Genomic DNA, 16,960 nt, shown 5'->3' with positions numbered 1-16,960 from the left:
GGGCGACATCACTTCCGGTTGCAACGCAAGCTTCTTGCCAGATTGCGCTAACGCCGTAAATTCCGCATTTAGCATCGCGCTGTCCGTTAACGGGACAGGGTTAACGTAAAATTTTCCGACGTGTAGCGGGATCTGCGTGGTTCAGCGCGGATGGCGCGCGGCCAGGGCGGCTTCGGCCTCCGCCGTCAGCGCGGCGATGATCGCCGCGACTGGTTCCTCCGCCTTGACCATGCCGACCGACTGGCCGGCCATGACCGAGCCGTGCTCGACATCGCCGTCGATCACCGCACGGCGCAGGGCACCCGCCCAGTAGCGTTCGATCTGGAGCTGCGCTTCGGCCATTTCGATCCGCCCTTCGTCGAGCTGTTGGGCGACTTCGCGCTGCTTGGCGGTGAACAGCTCGGTCGAAGCGTTCTTCAGCGCACGGACCGGGATGACCGGCAGGCGCGGGTCGATCTGGACACTGGTGATGGCATCGCGCGCGGAGGCGCGGATGAAGGCGCGTTTGAAATTGGGGTGGGCGATGCTTTCGGTCGCGCAGACGAAGCGGCTACCGAGCTGAACGCCGGCGGCGCCCATTTCGAGATAAGCGGCGATCGCCTCGCCCCGGCCGATGCCGCCGGCGACGAACACCGGGACTTCATTCGCCACTTCCGGCAGGATTTCCTGCGCCAGCACGCTGGTCGCGACCGGGCCGATATGGCCGCCAGCCTCCATCCCCTCGATCACCAGCGCGTCGACGCCGGAGCGGATCAGCTTCTTCGCCATCGCCAGCGCCGGGGCGAAGCAGACGACCTTCGCCCCCGATTCGCGGATTGCTTCCAGGCTGCCGCGCGGCGGCAGTCCGCCGGCAAGGACGACATGGCCGACTTTGTGCTTCGCGCACACCGCGATCAGGTCGAACAGATCGGGGTGCATGGTGATCAGATTAACGCCGAACGGGCGGTCGGTCAGCGCCTTCGTTCCGGCGATTTCCGCGTCGAGCAGGTCGGCGGTCATCGCGCCGCAGGCGATCAGCCCGAAGCCGCCGGCGTTAGAAATGGCGGCGACCAGATTACGTTCCGACACCCACGACATCGCGCCACCGAGGATGGCAACCTCGCACCCCAGGAAGGCGGTGCCCCGCGCCATCAGGCTGGACAGCGCCGGATGCGGCGCGCTCAAACGGTTTCCTCCTCGGCATCGAGGCCGTAGGCGGTGTGCAGCACGCGCACCGCCAGTTCGGTGTAATCTTCCTCGATCAGTACCGACACCTTTATCTCCGACGTGGCGATGGCCTGGATGTTGATGCCGCGTTCGCCGAGCACCTTGAACATCGTCGACGCGACGCCGGCGTTGGTCCGCATGCCAACACCGACGATCGAAATCTTCGCGACCTTGGTGTCGTGGACCAGATCCTTGTAGCCGATCGCTTCCTGCCCCTTTTCCAGCACGTCAAGCGAGCGGGCGAGATCGGCGCTTGGCACGGTAAAGGTGACGTCGGTCGAGCCGGTTGAATGGGCGATGTTCTGAATGATCATGTCGACGTTGATCGCCGCGTCGGCCAGCGGTGCAAAGATCGACGCGACCGCGCCCGGCCGGTCCGGCACCTGGGTCAGGGTGATCTTCGCCTCGTTCTTCGCATAGGCGATGCCGGTGATCAGATGGCTTTCCATTGTCGTATCCTCGATCTCGTCGTCGCCGACGATCAATGTTCCGGGCTTGTCGTCGAAAGAAGAAAGTACCTGAACGCGCACCTTTTCTTTCATCGCCAGGCTGACCGAACGCGTCTGGAGCACTTTGGCGCCAACGCTCGCCAGCTCCAACATCTCCTCGTAGGTCACCTTTTCCAGCTTTCGCGCGCGGGGAACGATGCGCGGATCGGTGGTGTAGACGCCGTCGACGTCGGTGTAGATGTCGCAGCGTTCCGCCTTGATCGCCGCAGCGACCGCGACCGCCGACGTGTCCGACCCGCCACGGCCGAGGGTGGAAACCCGCGCGCCGCTGGCGACCCCTTGGAAGCCTGGGATGACAGCAACGCTGCCGCCGTCGAGGGAGGCGGCCAGCGCCTCGGTATCGATTGTGTCGATCTGCGCCTTGCTGTGGGTGCCGGAGGTCTGGATCGGCAACTGCCAGCCGAGCCAGCTGCGCGCCGGCACGCCGATGGCTTGCAGGGCAATCGCGAGCAGGCCGCTGGTGATCTGTTCGCCGGCGGATACGACGACGTCATATTCGCGCGGATCGTACAGCGTCGACGCTTCACGGCAGAAGCCGACCAGCCGGTCGGTTTCCCCCGCCATGGCCGAGACGACGACCATCACCTGGTTGCCGGCGTCGACTTCGCGTTTCACCCGTTCCGCGACGCTCCTGATCCGTTCGATGCCGGCCATGGACGTGCCGCCGAACTTCATTACGATCCGCGCCATCGTGGTGTCCGTTGTCCCTTTTTCCCCGGAAGCCCGTGCCAATCGGGCGCGGCCCTGATAGGGATCGGGAATCATGAACGCAAGCACCCCCGCAACCACCGTCGACCCGCGCGAAGCCGCGCATTTCGGCGCGATGGCGGCGGACTGGTGGAACCCGGCCGGCAGCTCTGCCATGCTGCACCGGCTGAACCCGGTCCGCCTGCGCTACCTGCGCGCCGCGATCGACCGGCATTGGGGGCTGGACCCGGCCGAGCGGCGCCCGCTGACCGGCCGCCGTGCTGTCGACGTCGGCTGCGGCGCCGGGCTGCTGTGCGAGCCGCTCGCCCGGCTGGGCGCGGTGGTGACCGGGATCGAGCCGGCGCCGGAAAGCGTGGCCGCCGCACGCGCCCATGCGGCGGGGCAGGGGCTGGCGATCACCTATCGCGAAGGGAGCGTCGACCAACTGGGCGATGAGCCGTATGACCTCGTCGTGTCGCTGGAAGTCGTCGAGCACGTCGCCGATCCGGCGGCCTATGTCGCGGCGCTGGCCGGGGCGCTGGCCAAGGACGGGCTGTTGATCCTGTCGACGCCCAACCGCACCGCGCTGTCGCGGCTGGCGCTGATCGGCATCGGCGAGACCGTCGGCGGCATTCCGCCCGGCACGCATGACTGGGACCGCTTCCTGACCCCGGAGGAACTGACCGCACTGCTGACGACGGCCGGCCTGAGGGTGGTCGACGTGACCGGGCTTGGCTTCTCGCCGGCGCGGGGGTTTACGCTGGGGGACGACCGTTCGCTGAATTACCTGCTGACCGCCACGCACGCCGGGTCGGCGTAGGGGTGGCGGCGAACGAAGGGCCGCCTCCGCGAGCGGTGAACCCTAGAAGTCCACCGCGTCGTAATGGTCGGGGGGGCTGATGACCTCCATCCGTTCCGACAGCAGCGGGCGGAAGCTGGGCCGGGATTTCAGGCCCATGTACCAGCGCTTGGTCTGGTCATGGCCGCGCCAGTCGATGCCGCCGAGATAGTCGGCGACGGAGATATGGGCCGCGGCGGTCAGGTCGACCAGGCTGATCGTAGCGCCGCCGAGCCAGTTGCGGTGATCGAGCAGGTAATCGGTATAGTCCAGGTGGTTCAGTGCCAGCTTCATCGCCTGACGCAGCGCGCCGGCGTCAGGGCTGGCCCGATCGATCAGCCGCTTGCGCATCCGCTCGTGCATCAGCGGGCCGACGACATCGGCATGGAACTGTTCGTCGAACCAGGCGACCAGCCGGCGGATTTCGGCGCGGTTGACGGCGGTGCCGCTGATCATCGGCGCCTTGTTTACCGTTTCCTCGAAATATTCGCAGATCGCATTGCTGTCGATCAGAACGATCGCCTTGTCTGCCTCTACCATCACCGGGGTGCGCCCGGTCGGGTTCAGATCGAGGAATTCGTCGCGCCGTTCCCACGGCGATTCGCGCACCAGTTCGTAGCCGACACCCTTTTCACCAAGGAGAAGCCGGACCTTGCGGGAGAACGGACACAGGGGGAACTGATAAAGCTGCCACATGCGTCGGGATTAGGCGGATAGGGCGCGGAACGGAAGGGGGACTATTCGGCCGCGACCGCGTCGGCGGTGTCGTTCAACGGCTGATCCAGACGGTTGAGCATTTCCTTTGGGCAGACCTGCCAGAAACGGTCGCGCCAGTGCTGCCAATCGTCGAGGATCGCGTGCGCCCAGCTACTTTCGGTCGCGACGGCGTGTTCGGCGATCAGCGCGCGGGCGCGTTCTTCCCACCACAGCGCGCCGAAGCGTTGCCAGACGATGCTTTCGGGGTTGGCGCTACGCGCGAAGGTGCCGTCCTCGTCGAGCACGAAGGCCATGCCGCCGGTCATGCCGGCGCCGAAATTGCGGCCGACCGCGCCGAGGATGACGGCGGTGCCGCCGGTCATGTATTCGCAGCCGTTGGCGCCGCAGCCCTCGACGACGACATCGGCGCCGGAATTGCGGACGGCGAAGCGTTCCCCGGCCTGCCCGGCGGCGAACAGCTTGCCGGCCGTTGCGCCGTAAAGGACGGTGTTGCCGATGATCGTGTTGTGCTGGCTTTCCAGTGGTGAGCTGACCGTCGGGCGGACGACGATCGTGCCGCCGGACAGGCCCTTGCCGACATAGTCGTTGGCGTCGCCGAACACTTGCAGCGTGATGCCCTTGGCGAGGAAGGCGCCGAGCGACTGGCCGGCCGACCCGCGCAGCCGGACCTGGACGTGGTTGTCGGCCAGCGCCGCCATGCCGAAGCGCGCCGTCACCTCCGCCGAGAAGCGGGTGCCGACGGCGCGGTGGACATTGCGGACATTGTAGGTCAGCTGCATCTTTTCGCCGCGCTCGAACACCGCCTTCGCATCGGCGAGCATCTGCGCGTCGAGGCTGTCGGGCACTTCGTTGCGGAAGGTCGGGATGTTGAAGCGCCGCATTTCCGCCGGGGCGTCGACCTTGGCGAGCAGCGGGTTGAGATCGAGGTCGTCGAGATGTTCGGCACCGCGGCTGACCTGCCGCAGCAATTCGGTGCGGCCGACGATTTCCGCCAGCGAGCGGGCGCCGAGGCGGGCGAGGATTTCGCGCACTTCTTCGGCGATGAACGACATCAGGTTGATGACCTTTTCCGGCGTGCCGGTGAATTTGGCGCGCAACGTCTCATCCTGCGTGCAGACGCCGACCGGGCAGGTGTTGGAATGGCACTGGCGGACCATGATGCAGCCCATCGCGACCAGGCTGAGCGTGCCGATGCCAAATTCCTCAGCCCCCAGAATCGCGGCGATGACGATGTCGCGGCCGGTTTTCAGCCCGCCGTCGGTGCGCAGCTTCACCCGGTGGCGCAGGCCGTTCAGGGTCAGCACCTGATTGGCCTCGCTCAGCCCCATTTCCCACGGCGTCCCGGCATATTTGATGCTGGTCTGCGGGCTGGCGCCGGTGCCGCCGACATGGCCGGCGACGAGGATCACGTCGGCATGCGCCTTGGCGACGCCGGCGGCGACGGTGCCGATGCCGGCCGACGACACCAGCTTGACGCAGACGCGGGCGCGCGGGTTGATTTGCTTCAGGTCGTAGATCAGCTGCGCCAGATCCTCGATCGAATAGATGTCGTGGTGCGGCGGTGGCGAGATCAGGGTCACGCCGGGCGTCGAATGGCGCAGCCGGGCGATGAATTCGGTGACCTTGAAGCCGGGCAGCTGGCCGCCTTCGCCGGGCTTGGCGCCCTGCGCGACCTTGATTTCAAGCTCTTCGGCCGCGCCGAGATATTCGGCGGTCACGCCAAAGCGGCCGCTCGCCACTTGCTTGATCACCGAATTGGCGTTGTCGCCGTTGGGATAGGGTTTGTAGCGGACGCGGTCCTCGCCGCCTTCGCCCGAGACGGCTTTGGCGCCGATCCGGTTCATCGCGATCGCCAGCGTTTCATGCGCTTCCGGGCTGAGCGCGCCCAGGGACATGCCGGGGGTGACGAAACGCTTGCGAATCTCGGTGATCGCCTCGACCTGATCGAGCGGTACCGGCTGGTCGGCATAGTTGAATTCGAACAGGTCGCGCAGGTAAATCGGCGGCAGGTCGCGCACCCCGCGCGAGAATTGCAGGTAGGTGGAGTAGCTGTCGCTGGCGACCGCGGTTTGCAGCAGGTGCATCAGCGGCGCGGTATAGGCGTGCGTTTCCCCCATATAGCGTTGGCGGTAGAAGCCGCCGACCGGCAGGGTGACGACCGCGTCATCGAACGCCGCCTCATGCCGGTCGAGCGCGTTGACCGTGAGCGACACATAGCCTTCGCCCGAGATCTTCGCCGGCATTCCCGGAAACAGATCGTTGACCAGCGCGCGCGACAGGCCGACCGCCTCGAAATTATAGCCGCCGCGATAGCTGGATATGACGGCGATGCCCATTTTCGCCATGATCTTCAGCAGCCCGCCGTCGATCGCGGCGCGGTAGCGAGCGATGCAGGTGTCGAGCGCCAGGTCGCCGAACAGGCCGCGCCCGTGGCGGTCGACGATCGCCGCTTCCGCCAGATAGGCGTTGACCGTGGTCGCCCCGACCCCGATCAGCACCGCGAAATAATGGGTGTCAAGACATTCGGCCGAACGGACGTTGACCGACGCGTAGCTGCGCAGGCCCTTGCGGACGAGGTGAGTGTGCACGGCGGCGGCCGCAAGCACCATCTGCATCGCCACCCGGTTCGGCCCGACATGTTCGTCGGTCAGGAACAGTTCGGTGCGGCCTTCTCGTACCGCCTTTTCCGCTTCGGCGCGGACCTGGGCGATGGCGGTGCGTAGCGCGTCCTGGCCGCCGTCGCGCGGGAAGGTGCAATCGATCGTCGCCGACTGTTCGGCGAAATAGGCCTGAAGCCGAGCCCAGTCGCGACTGTCGAGAACCGGGGAATCGAGCACGAGCACATCCGCCCGCTGGCCGCCGGTGTCGAGAATGTTGGCCAGGTTGCCGAACCGGGTCTTCAGGCTCATCACGTTGGATTCCCGTAAGGAATCGATCGGCGGGTTGGTCACCTGACTGAAATTCTGGCGGAAGAACTGGCTGATCAGCCGGGGCTTTTCCGAAATCACCGCCAGCGGCGTGTCATCGCCCATCGAGCCGATCGCTTCCTTGCCGTCTTCGGCCATCGGCGACAGAATCATCTCCATGTCTTCCAGCGTCTGGCCTGCGGCGACCTGGCGGCGGCTGAGTTCGGCGCGGTCGTATCGGCCGCTGAGCGGGCCGTCATAAGCCGGCAAGTCGGCAAGCGTCATGAAGCCGCCGCTCATCTCGGCATAAGGGTGTTCGGCGGCGATCCGGTCCTTGACCTCGCGGTCGCGGTAGAGGCGCCCTTCTTCGAGATCGACCGCGATCATCTCACCGGGGCCAAGCCGGCCCTTCGCCACTACTGTCGCTTCCGGAACGACGGCCATGCCCGTTTCCGAGCCGACGATCAGTAGCCCGTCACCGGTCAACGTATAGCGTAGCGGGCGCAGCGCGTTACGATCCATGCCTGCGACCGCCCAGCGGCCATCGGTCATCGCCAGTGCCGCCGGTCCGTCCCACGGTTCCATCACCGAAGCGAGATAGGTGTACATCGCCATGTGGCTGGGCGGGGTGCCGCTGGCGTCTTGCCAGCTTTCCGGTACCAGCATCAGTTTGGCGGTCGGCGCGTCGCGGCCCGAACGGCAGATAGCCTCGAATACAGCATCGAGCGCCGCCGTGTCCGACGCGCCAGCCGGGATCAGCGGCTTGATGTCTTCGCTATGCTCGCCGAACGCGATCGACGCCATCTTGATTTCGTGGCTGCGCATCCAGTTGCGGTTGCCGCGGATGGTGTTGATTTCGCCGTTGTGGGCAAGGGTGCGGAACGGCTGCGCCAGCCACCATTGCGGGAAAGTGTTCGTTGAATAGCGCTGGTGGAAGATGGCGACCCGGCTCTCGAACCGTTCGTCGACCAGGTCTGGATAAAAATCGGACAGCGACTGGGCGAGGAACAGGCCCTTGTAGACGATCGACCGGCAGGACAGCGAGCACAGGTAGAGGCCGCTGATCTGCGCGGCGATCGCCCGCTTTTCTATCCGCCGGCGGACGAGATAGAGGGTCTTCTCGAACTCGGCCTCGTCCTGCTCGCCCGGTAGCGGGCCGGCGATCATGATCTGCTCGATGTTCGGGCGGGTCGACTGTGCCTTGGGGCCGATGACCGACACGTCGACCGGCACCTGCCGCCAGCCGTAGATGGTGTAACCGGCGTCGATGATCTCGGATTCTATCAGGGTGCGGCAGGTTTCCTGTGCGCCAAGGTCGGTGCGCGGCAGGAAGATCATGCCGACCGCCAGCCGGTTGGGCAGGGGGGTGTGGCCCGACGCGGCGATCGCGTCGTCGAAGAAGCGGGCGGGCAGGTCGACATGGATGCCGGCGCCGTCGCCGGTCATCCCGTCCGCATCGACGGCGCCGCGGTGCCACACCGCCTTCAGCGCATCGATTGCCGAAGCGACGACGCGGCGGGAGGGTTTGCCGTCGGTCGCGGCGATCAGGCCGACGCCGCAGGCATCGGACTCCATGTCCGGCCGGTACATGCCCTCGGCGGCGAGGCGGGCGCGTTTGGCGGCGTCGGTCATCGTGCCTCTCCTTCGGTTGGCGCGGGGGGCAGGTGGGCGGTGAGGGGCGGCGTGCTCATTCCGCCGCCTCCAGCGCCGGGGCGGCGGTGCGCGTCTTCTGCTGCTTCAGCCAGGCATGGATGTGGGCGGATACGTCGCGGCCGTCGCGGATCGCCCAGACGACGAGCGCGGCGCCCCGGACGATGTCGCCTCCGGCGAACACGCCGTCGAGGCTGGTCATCATCGTCCGGTGATCGACCCGCACCGTGCCCCAGCGGGTGACGCCAAGGTCCGGTGCGTCGAACAGCGTGGGCAGGTCTTCCGCATCGAAGCCGAGCGCGGTGATGACCATGTCGGCGTCGAGCCGGAAGCCTTCCCCCGGCTCGATTTCCGGCGTGCGCCGGCCGCTGGCGTCTGGGGTGCCGAGCCGCATGCGGGCGGCGCGGACGGCCTGGATCGTCTCCGCCGCCTCGAACGCCTCCGGCGTCGACAGCCAGACGAAGTCGGCGCCCTCGTCCTCTGCATTGCCGACTTCGCGCTGCGAGCCGGGCATGTTGGCGCGGTCCCGCCGATACAGGCAGCGGACGGAGGTGGCGCCCTGGCGGATGGCGGTGCGGACGCAGTCCATCGCCGTGTCGCCGCCGCCGATGACGACGACGCGCTTGCCGCGCGCGTCGAGCGTACCGTCTTCGAACGCAGCGACGCTGTCGCCGAAACCCTTGCGATTCGATGCGATCAGATAGTCGAGTGCGGCGACGACGCCGGCGCTGCCGACGCCCGGCACCCGGATCGCGCGCGGCTTGTAGACACCGGTGGCGATCAGCAGCGCATCGTGGCGGGCGCGAAGCTCCGCCAGGCTGGCGTCGCGGCCGACCTCGAAATTGAGCGCGAAGGTAATGCCGCCGTCGGCCAGCCGGTTGAGGCGGCGGGTCACCACCTCCTTCTCCAGCTTGAAGCCGGGGATGCCGTAGGTCATCAGCCCGCCGGCGCGGTCGTGCCGGTCGTAGACGGTGACGGCATAGCCGTTAGTGCGCAGATATTCCGCCGCCGCGAGCCCGGCCGGGCCGGCGCCGATGATGCCGACCGACTGGCCGCGATCGGGCTGGGCGTGCAACGGCTCTACCCAGCCTTCCTCCCACGCGGTGTCGGTGATGAATTTTTCGACCGCGCCGATGGTGACGGCGCCGTGGCCGGCATTCTCGATCACGCAATTGCCTTCGCACAGCCGGTCCTGCGGGCAGATGCGGCCGCAAATCTCCGGCATGGGCGAAGTGGCGTTGGACAGTTCGAACGCCTCGCGCAGCCGCCCTTCCGCAGTCAGGCGCAGCCATTCCGGGATGTGGTTCTGCAACGGGCAGTGGACCGAGCAGTAAGGCACGCCGCACTGGGCGCAGCGCGACGACTGTTTGCGCGCCTCCAATCCCGCATAGCGATCGGCGATCTCGCGGAAGTCGGCGGTGCGCTCGCTGGCGCTGCGCTTGGGGGGATAGTCCTGCGCGGTGCCGACGAATTTCTGCATCGGAGAATTGGCCATGCCCGGTCCTTTCGCAGGCGGGCATAACCATGAAATCCGCCACGTCACGCGGATTCGGCAATATGGGTCAGTTATACTGACTTATATACTACTATGTTGAAATCCTGTGCGCGCGGTGCGCAACATTCCGTCTCTGCATAAGCCCGATCCGGTCCTATCGTGCCAGCAGCCAGACGAGGGCGAGGGCGCCGGCGACGATTCGATACCAGGCGAAGGGTGCGAAGCCATGGCGCGAGACGATGCCGACGAACCAGCGGATCACCACCAGCGCGACGATGAACGAGATGGCGAAGCCGACGCCGATGATGTCCCAGCCGACCGCGCTGGTCGCCAGCTGATCGTGATTCTTCCACAATTCCAGCGTCGTCGCGCCGACCATTGTCGGGATGGCGAGGAAAAAGCTGAATTCCGCCGCTGTCTTGCGTTCCACACCCAGCGCCAGCGCGCCGAGGATCGACGCGCCGGACCGGCTGACGCCCGGAATCATCGCCAGGCACTGAATGAAGCCGATCGCGACCGTCCGGTTGAGCGGGATGTCGGCGACGCCGGTGATCCGCGCGGGGCTGACCAGCCGTTCGATCAGCAGGATCGCGATGCCGCCGACGATCAGCGCCACCGCCACCACTTCCGGCGCGCCGAGCAGTATTTCGATGTAGCGGTGGAGCAGCAGGCCGAGCACCGCCGCCGGGATAAAGGCGACGACGATGTTGCGGGCAAAGCGCCACGACCCCGGGTCGCGCGCGCCAAGTCCGACCAGCACCGTCCAGAAGGTGCGCCAGTATAGCACGACTACGGCCAGGATCGCGCCGAGCTGGATGACGATGTTGAACGTCGCCCACTGATCCGCGCTGTAGCCGAATAGTTCGCTGGCGAGGATCAGGTGGCCGGTCGACGACACCGGCAGGAATTCCGTGACCCCCTCGACAATGCCGAGCAGGATGGCGGTCAGCAACAGGCCCATCGGGAAACGTCCTTCATCTGGTCGCCCCCGGCGGAGGCGTTCAGGCCGGCGTCTTGGTCAGTGCGAACCGGCCACGGCGGCGATATTGGACCAGCCAGTCCGGCGCAACCGCCGCCATCGGCGTCGGCGTGATGCCGAGCAGCGAAAGACCGTCCGCTTCCGCGCCGACGACATAGTTCTGTTGCAGCATCAGCCACTGATCGTGGGTCATCGGCGCGCCGGGCACCCAGCCACCAAGGCGCGTTGCCAGGCTGGCCAGCCCGTCGGGAACGGTGATCAGCGCCGGGCCACGGTCGATCCAGCTGGCGATGTGAGTGTAGAGCGCCTGCATGTCCACCACTTCCGGCCCTCCAAGCGCCAGCGTTTGCCCCGCAGTGCTACCGGTGCTGAGTGACGCAACGATCGCGTCAGCGACGTCGACCGCGAAGACAGGTTGCAGGCGCGTTGAACCCGCGATGACCGGCACTACCGGCAGCATGCGAATCAATCCGGCGATACGGTTGGTCAGTCCATCCTCTCGGCCGAACACGGTTGATGGCCGCAGGATTGTTGCTTCGGGGAAAGCGGCCCGTACTCGCGTTTCGCCCTCGGCCTTGCTGCGGCCATAGCGCGATGCGGTCGTTGCGTTGGCGCCGAGTGCCGAAACATGGACCAGCGCATCGGCGCCTGCCGCCCGCGCTGCCTTCGCCACATGCGCTGCACCCTCGGCATGGACGCCGTTGAAATCCCCTTTCAGGATGCCGACGAGATTGACCACTGCATCGGCGCCGGCCACGGCGCGCGCAACGCTGTCCGCGTGGCGCAGATCGGACGCGACGAACTGGGTCTGGCCCAATCCGCCGAGTGGCTTCAGATACCAGGCCGCGCGCGGGTCGCGCTGGGCAATGCGTACCCGTGCGCCGGCCCGCAGCAGCGCTTGCGCCGTGTAGCGACCGATGAATCCGCCACCGCCGAAAAGCGTGACCAGCTTGTCCTTCATCCTGTCGGAAACTCCCTGAAATGCACTTTATGCCCCTTGCCCCATGCTTACGTCGGTTGACAAGCGCCGACCGCCCCCGCTAAGCGCGCCAGCCTACCCCGTGCCCAGATGGCGGAATTGGTAGACGCACCAGCTTCAGGTGCTGGCGGGGGTTACCCCGTGGAGGTTCGAGTCCTCTTCTGGGCACCATTTGTTCTCTCTGGAAGCGTCCAGAGACGTCCAGCAAGCAGCTGGTTTCAAAGCGAAAATAGACCGAAGATCGCCGGATAAACGTCCGGGATGATCCAGCGGATTCCAGCAAAAGATACACAAATTGTGTATGCTGATGTGTCTGCTGAGTGGGCCCGGAAAGACCGGGAACCCGATCATGCTGACTCAACTCCAGATTGCTGCCGCCAAACCGAACACTAAACCCTACAGCCTCTCAGACGGAGAGGGCCTCTCCCTCACCATCCAACCAACAGGCGCGAAACTTTGGCGCTTCCGCTATCGATATGGCGGGGTTGCAAAAACGCTGCACATGGGGCCTTGGCCGACCACTTCGCTCGCCGAGGCACGAGAGAAATGCCGCGAAGCGCGAAAGGCAATTGCGGACGGACTCGATCCTGTGGTCGAGAAGAAACGCGCCAAGATCGCCAAAAAGTTCGCCACGGCCACAACCTTCAGGGCCGTCGCGCTCGAGTGGATCGCCAAGTGCGAACGCGAAGGACGCGCCGAGGTCACGCTCGACAAGATCCGCTGGCTGCTGGGCATGGCCTATCCGCTGATCGGCTCTCATCCGATCGATGCGATCACGCCGATCGAGGCCCTGTCAGTCCTGCGAAAGGTCGAGGAACGCGGCCGCTACGAAAGCGCAAGGCGGATACGCAGTGTCCTCAGCCGGGTGTTTCGCTATGGCATCGCGACAGCGCGCTGTGACCGCGACGTCGCCGCCGATTTGCGTGGAGCGCTCACCACGCCAAAGACGAAGCACCATGCCGCGATCACCGAGCCCGACGAAGTGGGAATCCTGCTTAGGACAATCGACGCCTACAACGGTCAGGCAGTAACGCGCATGGCTTTGCTTCTGTCACCACACTTGTTCGTCCGTCCCGGAGAGCTGCGTCAAGCGGAATGGAGTGAACTGGATCTCGAAAAAGCTGTCTGGTCGATTCCGGCCGAACGGATGAAAATGAGAAGACCGCATAAGGTGCCACTCTCGCGCCAGTCGCGGGCACTGATCGAGGAATTGCGCGAAATCAGCGGGCATCGCCAGCATCTGTTTCCCTGCATGGGAAGTCCGAGGCGACCGATGTCCGAAAACGGGGTCAATCAGGCTCTCCGGCGTATGGGATATAAGACGGGAGAAATGACCGCGCATGGTTTCCGGGCGTTGGCGGCTTCATTGCTTAACGAAATGGGCCGATGGCATTGGACTGCCCGCGATGACTGGTCCGGTTTCATGATTAGCTGATCCGCATTTCTGATGCCAGCCTGGGCGGGAGGTGGAGCGCAGCGGAGCCGAGCGGCCAGGCTGGCATCTTGATGGTTTCCGGCGCTGGCGGGCGATAGCCGAGGCTGCTGTGCGGACGCAGTCGGTTGTAATGATCGCGCCACCAGCCGGTGACGCAGCGGACCTCCTCAAGGCTGTAGAAGATCTCGCCGTTGAGCAGCTCATCGCGCAGGCGTGCATTGAAGCTCTCGATGTAGCCGTTTTCCCACGGGCTGCCCGGCTCGATGTAGAGCGTGGTGACCCCGAGCCGGCCCAACCATTCACGCACCGCATGCGCGACGAACTCAGGGCCGTTATCGGACCTGATATGCTTGGGCGGCCCGTGTTCGATGAACAGATCGGCCAGCACGTCGATGACGTCATTGGACCGGAACCGCCGCAGCGGCACCATCGCCAGGCATTCCCTGCTATACTCATCGATGATGTTGAGCATCCGGAACTTGCGCCCATTGCGCGTCTGATCCTCGACGAAGTCGTATGACCAGACATGTCCGCGATGCTGCGGGCGCAATCGGATGCACGATCCGTCGCCCAGCCAGAGCCGACGTCGCTTCGGTTGCCGCTTCGGCACTTTAAGACCCTCCCGCCGCCAGATGCGCTCGACAACCGATAGGCTGACCTGCCAGCCGGCATGGCCGAGCAGAGCATGGATGCGGCGATAGCCGTACCGGCCATAATCCTTGGCCAGTGCGGCAATATCAGCTGTCAGACGCTGCTCGTCGCTGTCATCCTTTGGACGATGTCGCTGCGTCGAGCGATGCTGAACCAGAACACGGCAGGTCCGACGCTCCGATACTGGAAGAATGCGTCGGACCTGCTCGATCGCCTCGCGGCGACGGGAGGGGCTCAAAAAGTCAGCTTTGACGCCTCTTGCAGGATCGCCTTGTCGAGGGCGAGATCGGCAACCAGCTTCTTCAACTGCGCATTCTCCCGCTCCAGATCCTTCATCCGACGCACCTGGTCGACCTTCAGGCCACCATATTCCTTGCGCCACCTATAGAGCGTCTGTTCGGCAATCCCGATCTGCCGACAAGCCTCGACCGCGGTCCCGCCCCGCCCAACAATCACATCCACCTCACGCAGCTTCGCGATGATCTGCTCCGGCGTAAATCGCTGACGTCCCATATATTTCTCCAATCCTTTCGCCCAATCGGGCTCTCTTCAGAATTGGACCAACTTTCTCAAGGCACACCAGACCGACGATGAACTTCGGCAGTCGGTGGACGTCTACGTGCTGCTCCTTCGGCTGCAGCTACGTGGGAGCGAGGGGCGGTCCGAGCCTGTTGCACAGGCGCTTCTCAGTGGCCCTCTCGCGCTGCGCAATGACGCTGCAATCCGCTATCGCATGCGCAACATCTCGGCGGTCGTTCAGGAACTGGGTGGTCCCATCCTGAAGGATTTCTCGCCCGCAGAAAGTGTCGGCAAACTTGTCCGTCCTCGCATTCGCGCCATGCTGCTCGACGATCCCGGCTTTTCGCATCTGCTCGGGCCGACTCCCGGGCCTGGCGATGACGATCTCGGCGATGCAAAGAAGGCCTTGGCCATTCTTCGTCAACAGATCGAGGACCTTGAAGTCGAGCTCGCATGGCGTGGCCACAACGGGCCTCCCGAACAGGAAGACCTGGGAATCCAACGGACGGATCTTGCCGCAGCGCTCGATGACATTGCGGTAGTCGAAGCGGAGCTCGAAAAACCGCAGCCCGACAAGGCTGCGGTCGAGGCCGGCACGTCGCGCATCCTTGGTCTCGCCTTGAAGCTGGCGAAGTGGGTTGGTGAGCGCGCGACCAAGTTCGTGGATGCCGCCCTTGTAGCGGGAGCGCCCATCGCTGTTGCGAAGGTCACCGGTCTTCTCCCGACGATCATCAACGCAGTGGATGCTGTCAGCAGGGTCGTAGGCGGGTGAGTGGTCGTTCCCGAGCAGTTTACCCATCCGACACTGCGCCTCTGGATGTGCACGCTGTTACGAAAGGCACAAGCGCCCCGTCAAAGCAGGGCATTGAAATGTATGGCAGTAGTATATCTGGAATGTAGTTCTGCCACAAATTCCAAAGATGAAATTGAGTGATCTTGAAAGGGCCGGATCTGATCAGAGTTGCAGCTGCGCCATCTTCATCGTGAATGTGAATTAGGACAAAACTTGGAGTGCTGGATGTCCCGCACCTTCTCCCGACAGGAATTCTACGACCTCGTCTGGTCGAAGCCGATGACGTACCTGGCCAAGGAATTCGCGCTTTCCGATGTCGCGCTCCACAAGATCTGCAGGAAGCACGGCATTCCAAATCCGCCGCTGGGCTGGTGGGCGAAGAAGGCCGCGGGCAAGCCGGTGAAGCAGACGCCGCTTCCGAAGGTGAAGTCCGGCGACGCTGACCGGATCACCATCGCCAGCGGAGAGCTGCGACCCGAACCGGAACTGATCGCGACCGCCCGCGAGAACGCGCGCGTGATGGCGTCTGCCATCGAGGCAGGTGGTGAGCTCAAGCCCGATCCGATTGTGGAGCGAACCCTTGCCAAGCTTCGCAAGACCAAGGCCACCGCGATCACAGGCTTGGCCGCCGTCGAGCAGGCAGGTCTGATCAAGGTCACGGTAGCGCCGGAGTCGACCGATCGCCTGGAAACGGTGTTGAACAGGATTGCCGCTACCGGCGCCTCCATGGGCGTGAAGATCGTCCGGACCGAAAAAGCGGCAGCCTTCGAGTGCGACGGAGAAATGATCGGCTTCTCGGTCACCGAGATGACCCGGCGCGAAAAGCATGTGCTGACGGAAAAGGAGCAGGCCGAACAAGCCGCCTGGCAAAAGAAGCGAGAAAAATACTGGAGCAGGCCTGCTTCGTGGGATGATGAAGACTTCAGCGTCTTCCCGCCGCGCTTTCCCGAATGGGCCTACCACCCAACCGGCAAGCTGTCGTTTGAGCTGGAGCACTTCTATCTGCTGCAAAGCAGCCCCCGGCGGTCGTTTCGCGATGCCAAGGTCCAGCGGCTGGAGAACATGCCGGTAGACATCGTGGTCGGTATCGCCGTGCTCGCCGCTGCACGGAAGGAGGACCGCCAGCGCCGCGAGGAGGATGCGAGGCAGCGCGAAGAAGAGCGCCTGCGTCGTGAACAGGCGCTTCGGGAGCAGCATGTCGAGGAACGCCGTATCGCGGCGCTTGACGAGCTCCTTGACGAAGTCGGCAGGCTCGATCGGCTTCGCAGACTGATAGCGGCCCTACGCGCCGAGCGAGGAACCGAGGCAACCGGACGTGTCGCGCGCCTTCTGGCATTTGCCGACGACAGGCTCGCCAAGCGCGAGGCGGCCTTGTCGTCCTATGGTCTCGAGCGTCGCCTCGAGGAGAGCAGGCTGTTCGGCGGCGATGACGATCACGGCTTCCGACCGCCGCGTTACTAGTGGCCATTGCACGCGGCAGCGCGGTCGATTTCAGGTGATATTGGCTTCCCCGAAACGCCTGTGTCTGATATGGTGACTGTTAGCGGTCTTCGATTGAATTTTTCGTCCCCAGATCAGCTGCTTGGGTGTCCATTG

General features: G+C 64.8%; 12 protein-coding genes and 1 tRNA gene. 5 read left to right on the top strand and 8 right to left on the bottom strand.

Features of this window, described 5'->3' with window-relative positions; translation table 11 throughout:
- Positions 1-141 precede the first annotated feature (141 nt).
- A complete protein-coding gene (locus ACMT1E_RS08990; RefSeq protein WP_414903358.1) occupies positions 142-1,131 on the bottom strand; it encodes an NAD(P)H-dependent flavin oxidoreductase in 990 nt (329 codons plus the stop codon).
- Positions 1,132-1,160: 29 nt separating this feature from the next.
- Entirely contained in the window at positions 1,161-2,405 is a 1,245-nt protein-coding gene (locus ACMT1E_RS08985; protein ID WP_414899764.1) for an aspartate kinase, read from the bottom strand.
- A 73-nt stretch (positions 2,406-2,478) separates the two neighbouring features.
- Here ACMT1E_RS08985 and ubiG point away from each other — a divergent pair, with 73 nt between their 5' ends.
- A complete protein-coding gene (gene ubiG, locus ACMT1E_RS08980) occupies positions 2,479-3,222 on the top strand; it encodes a bifunctional 2-polyprenyl-6-hydroxyphenol methylase/3-demethylubiquinol 3-O-methyltransferase UbiG (protein WP_414899763.1) in 744 nt (247 codons plus the stop codon).
- Positions 3,223-3,264: 42 nt separating this feature from the next.
- On the opposite strand, the gene ACMT1E_RS08975 is transcribed toward ubiG, so the two are convergent.
- The 5 genes from ACMT1E_RS08975 to ACMT1E_RS08955 all read right to left on the bottom strand — a co-directional run bounded on the left by ACMT1E_RS08975 (position 3,265) and on the right by ACMT1E_RS08955 (position 11,948).
- Positions 3,265-3,936: a glutathione S-transferase family protein gene (locus ACMT1E_RS08975; RefSeq protein ID WP_414899762.1), complete on the bottom strand. Its 672-nt coding sequence runs from the start codon at positions 3,934-3,936 to the stop codon at positions 3,265-3,267.
- Positions 3,937-3,977: 41 nt separating this feature from the next.
- A complete protein-coding gene (gltB, locus tag ACMT1E_RS08970) occupies positions 3,978-8,495 on the bottom strand; it encodes a glutamate synthase large subunit (protein WP_414899760.1) in 4,518 nt (1,505 codons plus the stop codon).
- Between the two features lie 55 nt (positions 8,496-8,550).
- Positions 8,551-10,008 (bottom strand): NAD(P)-dependent oxidoreductase, encoded by a 1,458-nt coding sequence (locus tag ACMT1E_RS08965; RefSeq protein ID WP_414899758.1) that lies wholly within the window; start codon positions 10,006-10,008, stop codon positions 8,551-8,553.
- A gap of 154 nt (positions 10,009-10,162) precedes the next feature.
- A complete protein-coding gene (locus tag ACMT1E_RS08960; RefSeq protein ID WP_414899756.1) occupies positions 10,163-10,969 on the bottom strand; it encodes an undecaprenyl-diphosphate phosphatase in 807 nt (268 codons plus the stop codon).
- Positions 10,970-11,009: 40 nt separating this feature from the next.
- A complete protein-coding gene (locus ACMT1E_RS08955) occupies positions 11,010-11,948 on the bottom strand; it encodes a complex I NDUFA9 subunit family protein (RefSeq protein WP_414899755.1) in 939 nt (312 codons plus the stop codon).
- 102 nt (positions 11,949-12,050) lie between these two features.
- On the opposite strand from ACMT1E_RS08955, the gene ACMT1E_RS08950 reads away from it, so the two are divergent.
- Together ACMT1E_RS08950 and ACMT1E_RS08945 are read left to right on the top strand one after the other, a co-directional pair.
- Positions 12,051-12,137: transfer RNA gene (locus ACMT1E_RS08950), tRNA-Leu, on the top strand.
- A 178-nt stretch (positions 12,138-12,315) separates the two neighbouring features.
- The gene (locus tag ACMT1E_RS08945; RefSeq protein ID WP_414899754.1) at positions 12,316-13,401 is read left to right on the top strand and encodes a tyrosine-type recombinase/integrase; all 1,086 of its coding nucleotides are present in this window, start codon (positions 12,316-12,318) and stop codon (positions 13,399-13,401) included.
- Here ACMT1E_RS08945 and ACMT1E_RS08940 read toward each other — a convergent pair.
- A protein-coding gene (locus ACMT1E_RS08940) for an IS3 family transposase (RefSeq protein ID WP_414899752.1) occupies positions 13,394-14,565 on the bottom strand; the annotation gives its coding sequence in 2 pieces (ribosomal slippage) (positions 13,394-14,292 and positions 14,292-14,565; 1,173 coding nt in all). The genes ACMT1E_RS08945 and ACMT1E_RS08940 overlap by 8 nt on opposite strands.
- A 94-nt stretch (positions 14,566-14,659) precedes the next feature.
- Here ACMT1E_RS08940 and ACMT1E_RS08935 point away from each other — a divergent pair.
- Both ACMT1E_RS08935 and ACMT1E_RS08930 read left to right on the top strand, forming a co-directional pair.
- Positions 14,660-15,343 (top strand): hypothetical protein, encoded by a 684-nt coding sequence (locus ACMT1E_RS08935; RefSeq protein WP_414899751.1) that lies wholly within the window; start codon positions 14,660-14,662, stop codon positions 15,341-15,343.
- 246 nt (positions 15,344-15,589) lie between these two features.
- Positions 15,590-16,825: a hypothetical protein gene (locus ACMT1E_RS08930; protein ID WP_414899750.1), complete on the top strand. Its 1,236-nt coding sequence runs from the start codon at positions 15,590-15,592 to the stop codon at positions 16,823-16,825.
- The last annotated feature ends 135 nt before the right edge of the window (positions 16,826-16,960 follow it).

The sequence above is a fragment of the Sphingomonas flavalba genome (assembly GCF_047553045.1).
Classification (GTDB): domain Bacteria; phylum Pseudomonadota; class Alphaproteobacteria; order Sphingomonadales; family Sphingomonadaceae; genus Sphingomonas_L; species Sphingomonas_L flavalba_A.
Note: the sequence above shows the minus strand (reverse complement) of the source record. Positions and strands in the feature narration are given on the sequence as shown.

Bases quoted from the DNA above. Each gene is read 5' to 3' on its own strand.
- gltB (WP_414899760.1), bottom strand. From the start codon at position 8,495: ATGACCGACGCCGCCAAACGCGCCCGCCTCGCCGCCGAGGGCATGTAC.
- ACMT1E_RS08990 (WP_414903358.1), bottom strand. From the start codon at position 1,131: ATGGCGCGGGGCACCGCCTTCCTGGGGTGCGAGGTTGCCATCCTCGGT.
- ACMT1E_RS08945 (WP_414899754.1), top strand. From the start codon at position 12,316: ATGCTGACTCAACTCCAGATTGCTGCCGCCAAACCGAACACTAAACCC.
- ubiG (WP_414899763.1), top strand. From the start codon at position 2,479: ATGAACGCAAGCACCCCCGCAACCACCGTCGACCCGCGCGAAGCCGCG.
- ACMT1E_RS08985 (WP_414899764.1), bottom strand. From the start codon at position 2,405: ATGGCGCGGATCGTAATGAAGTTCGGCGGCACGTCCATGGCCGGCATC.
- ACMT1E_RS08965 (WP_414899758.1), bottom strand. From the start codon at position 10,008: ATGGCCAATTCTCCGATGCAGAAATTCGTCGGCACCGCGCAGGACTAT.
- ACMT1E_RS08960 (WP_414899756.1), bottom strand. From the start codon at position 10,969: ATGGGCCTGTTGCTGACCGCCATCCTGCTCGGCATTGTCGAGGGGGTC.
- ACMT1E_RS08930 (WP_414899750.1), top strand. From the start codon at position 15,590: ATGTCCCGCACCTTCTCCCGACAGGAATTCTACGACCTCGTCTGGTCG.
- ACMT1E_RS08955 (WP_414899755.1), bottom strand. From the start codon at position 11,948: ATGAAGGACAAGCTGGTCACGCTTTTCGGCGGTGGCGGATTCATCGGT.
- ACMT1E_RS08975 (WP_414899762.1), bottom strand. From the start codon at position 3,936: ATGTGGCAGCTTTATCAGTTCCCCCTGTGTCCGTTCTCCCGCAAGGTC.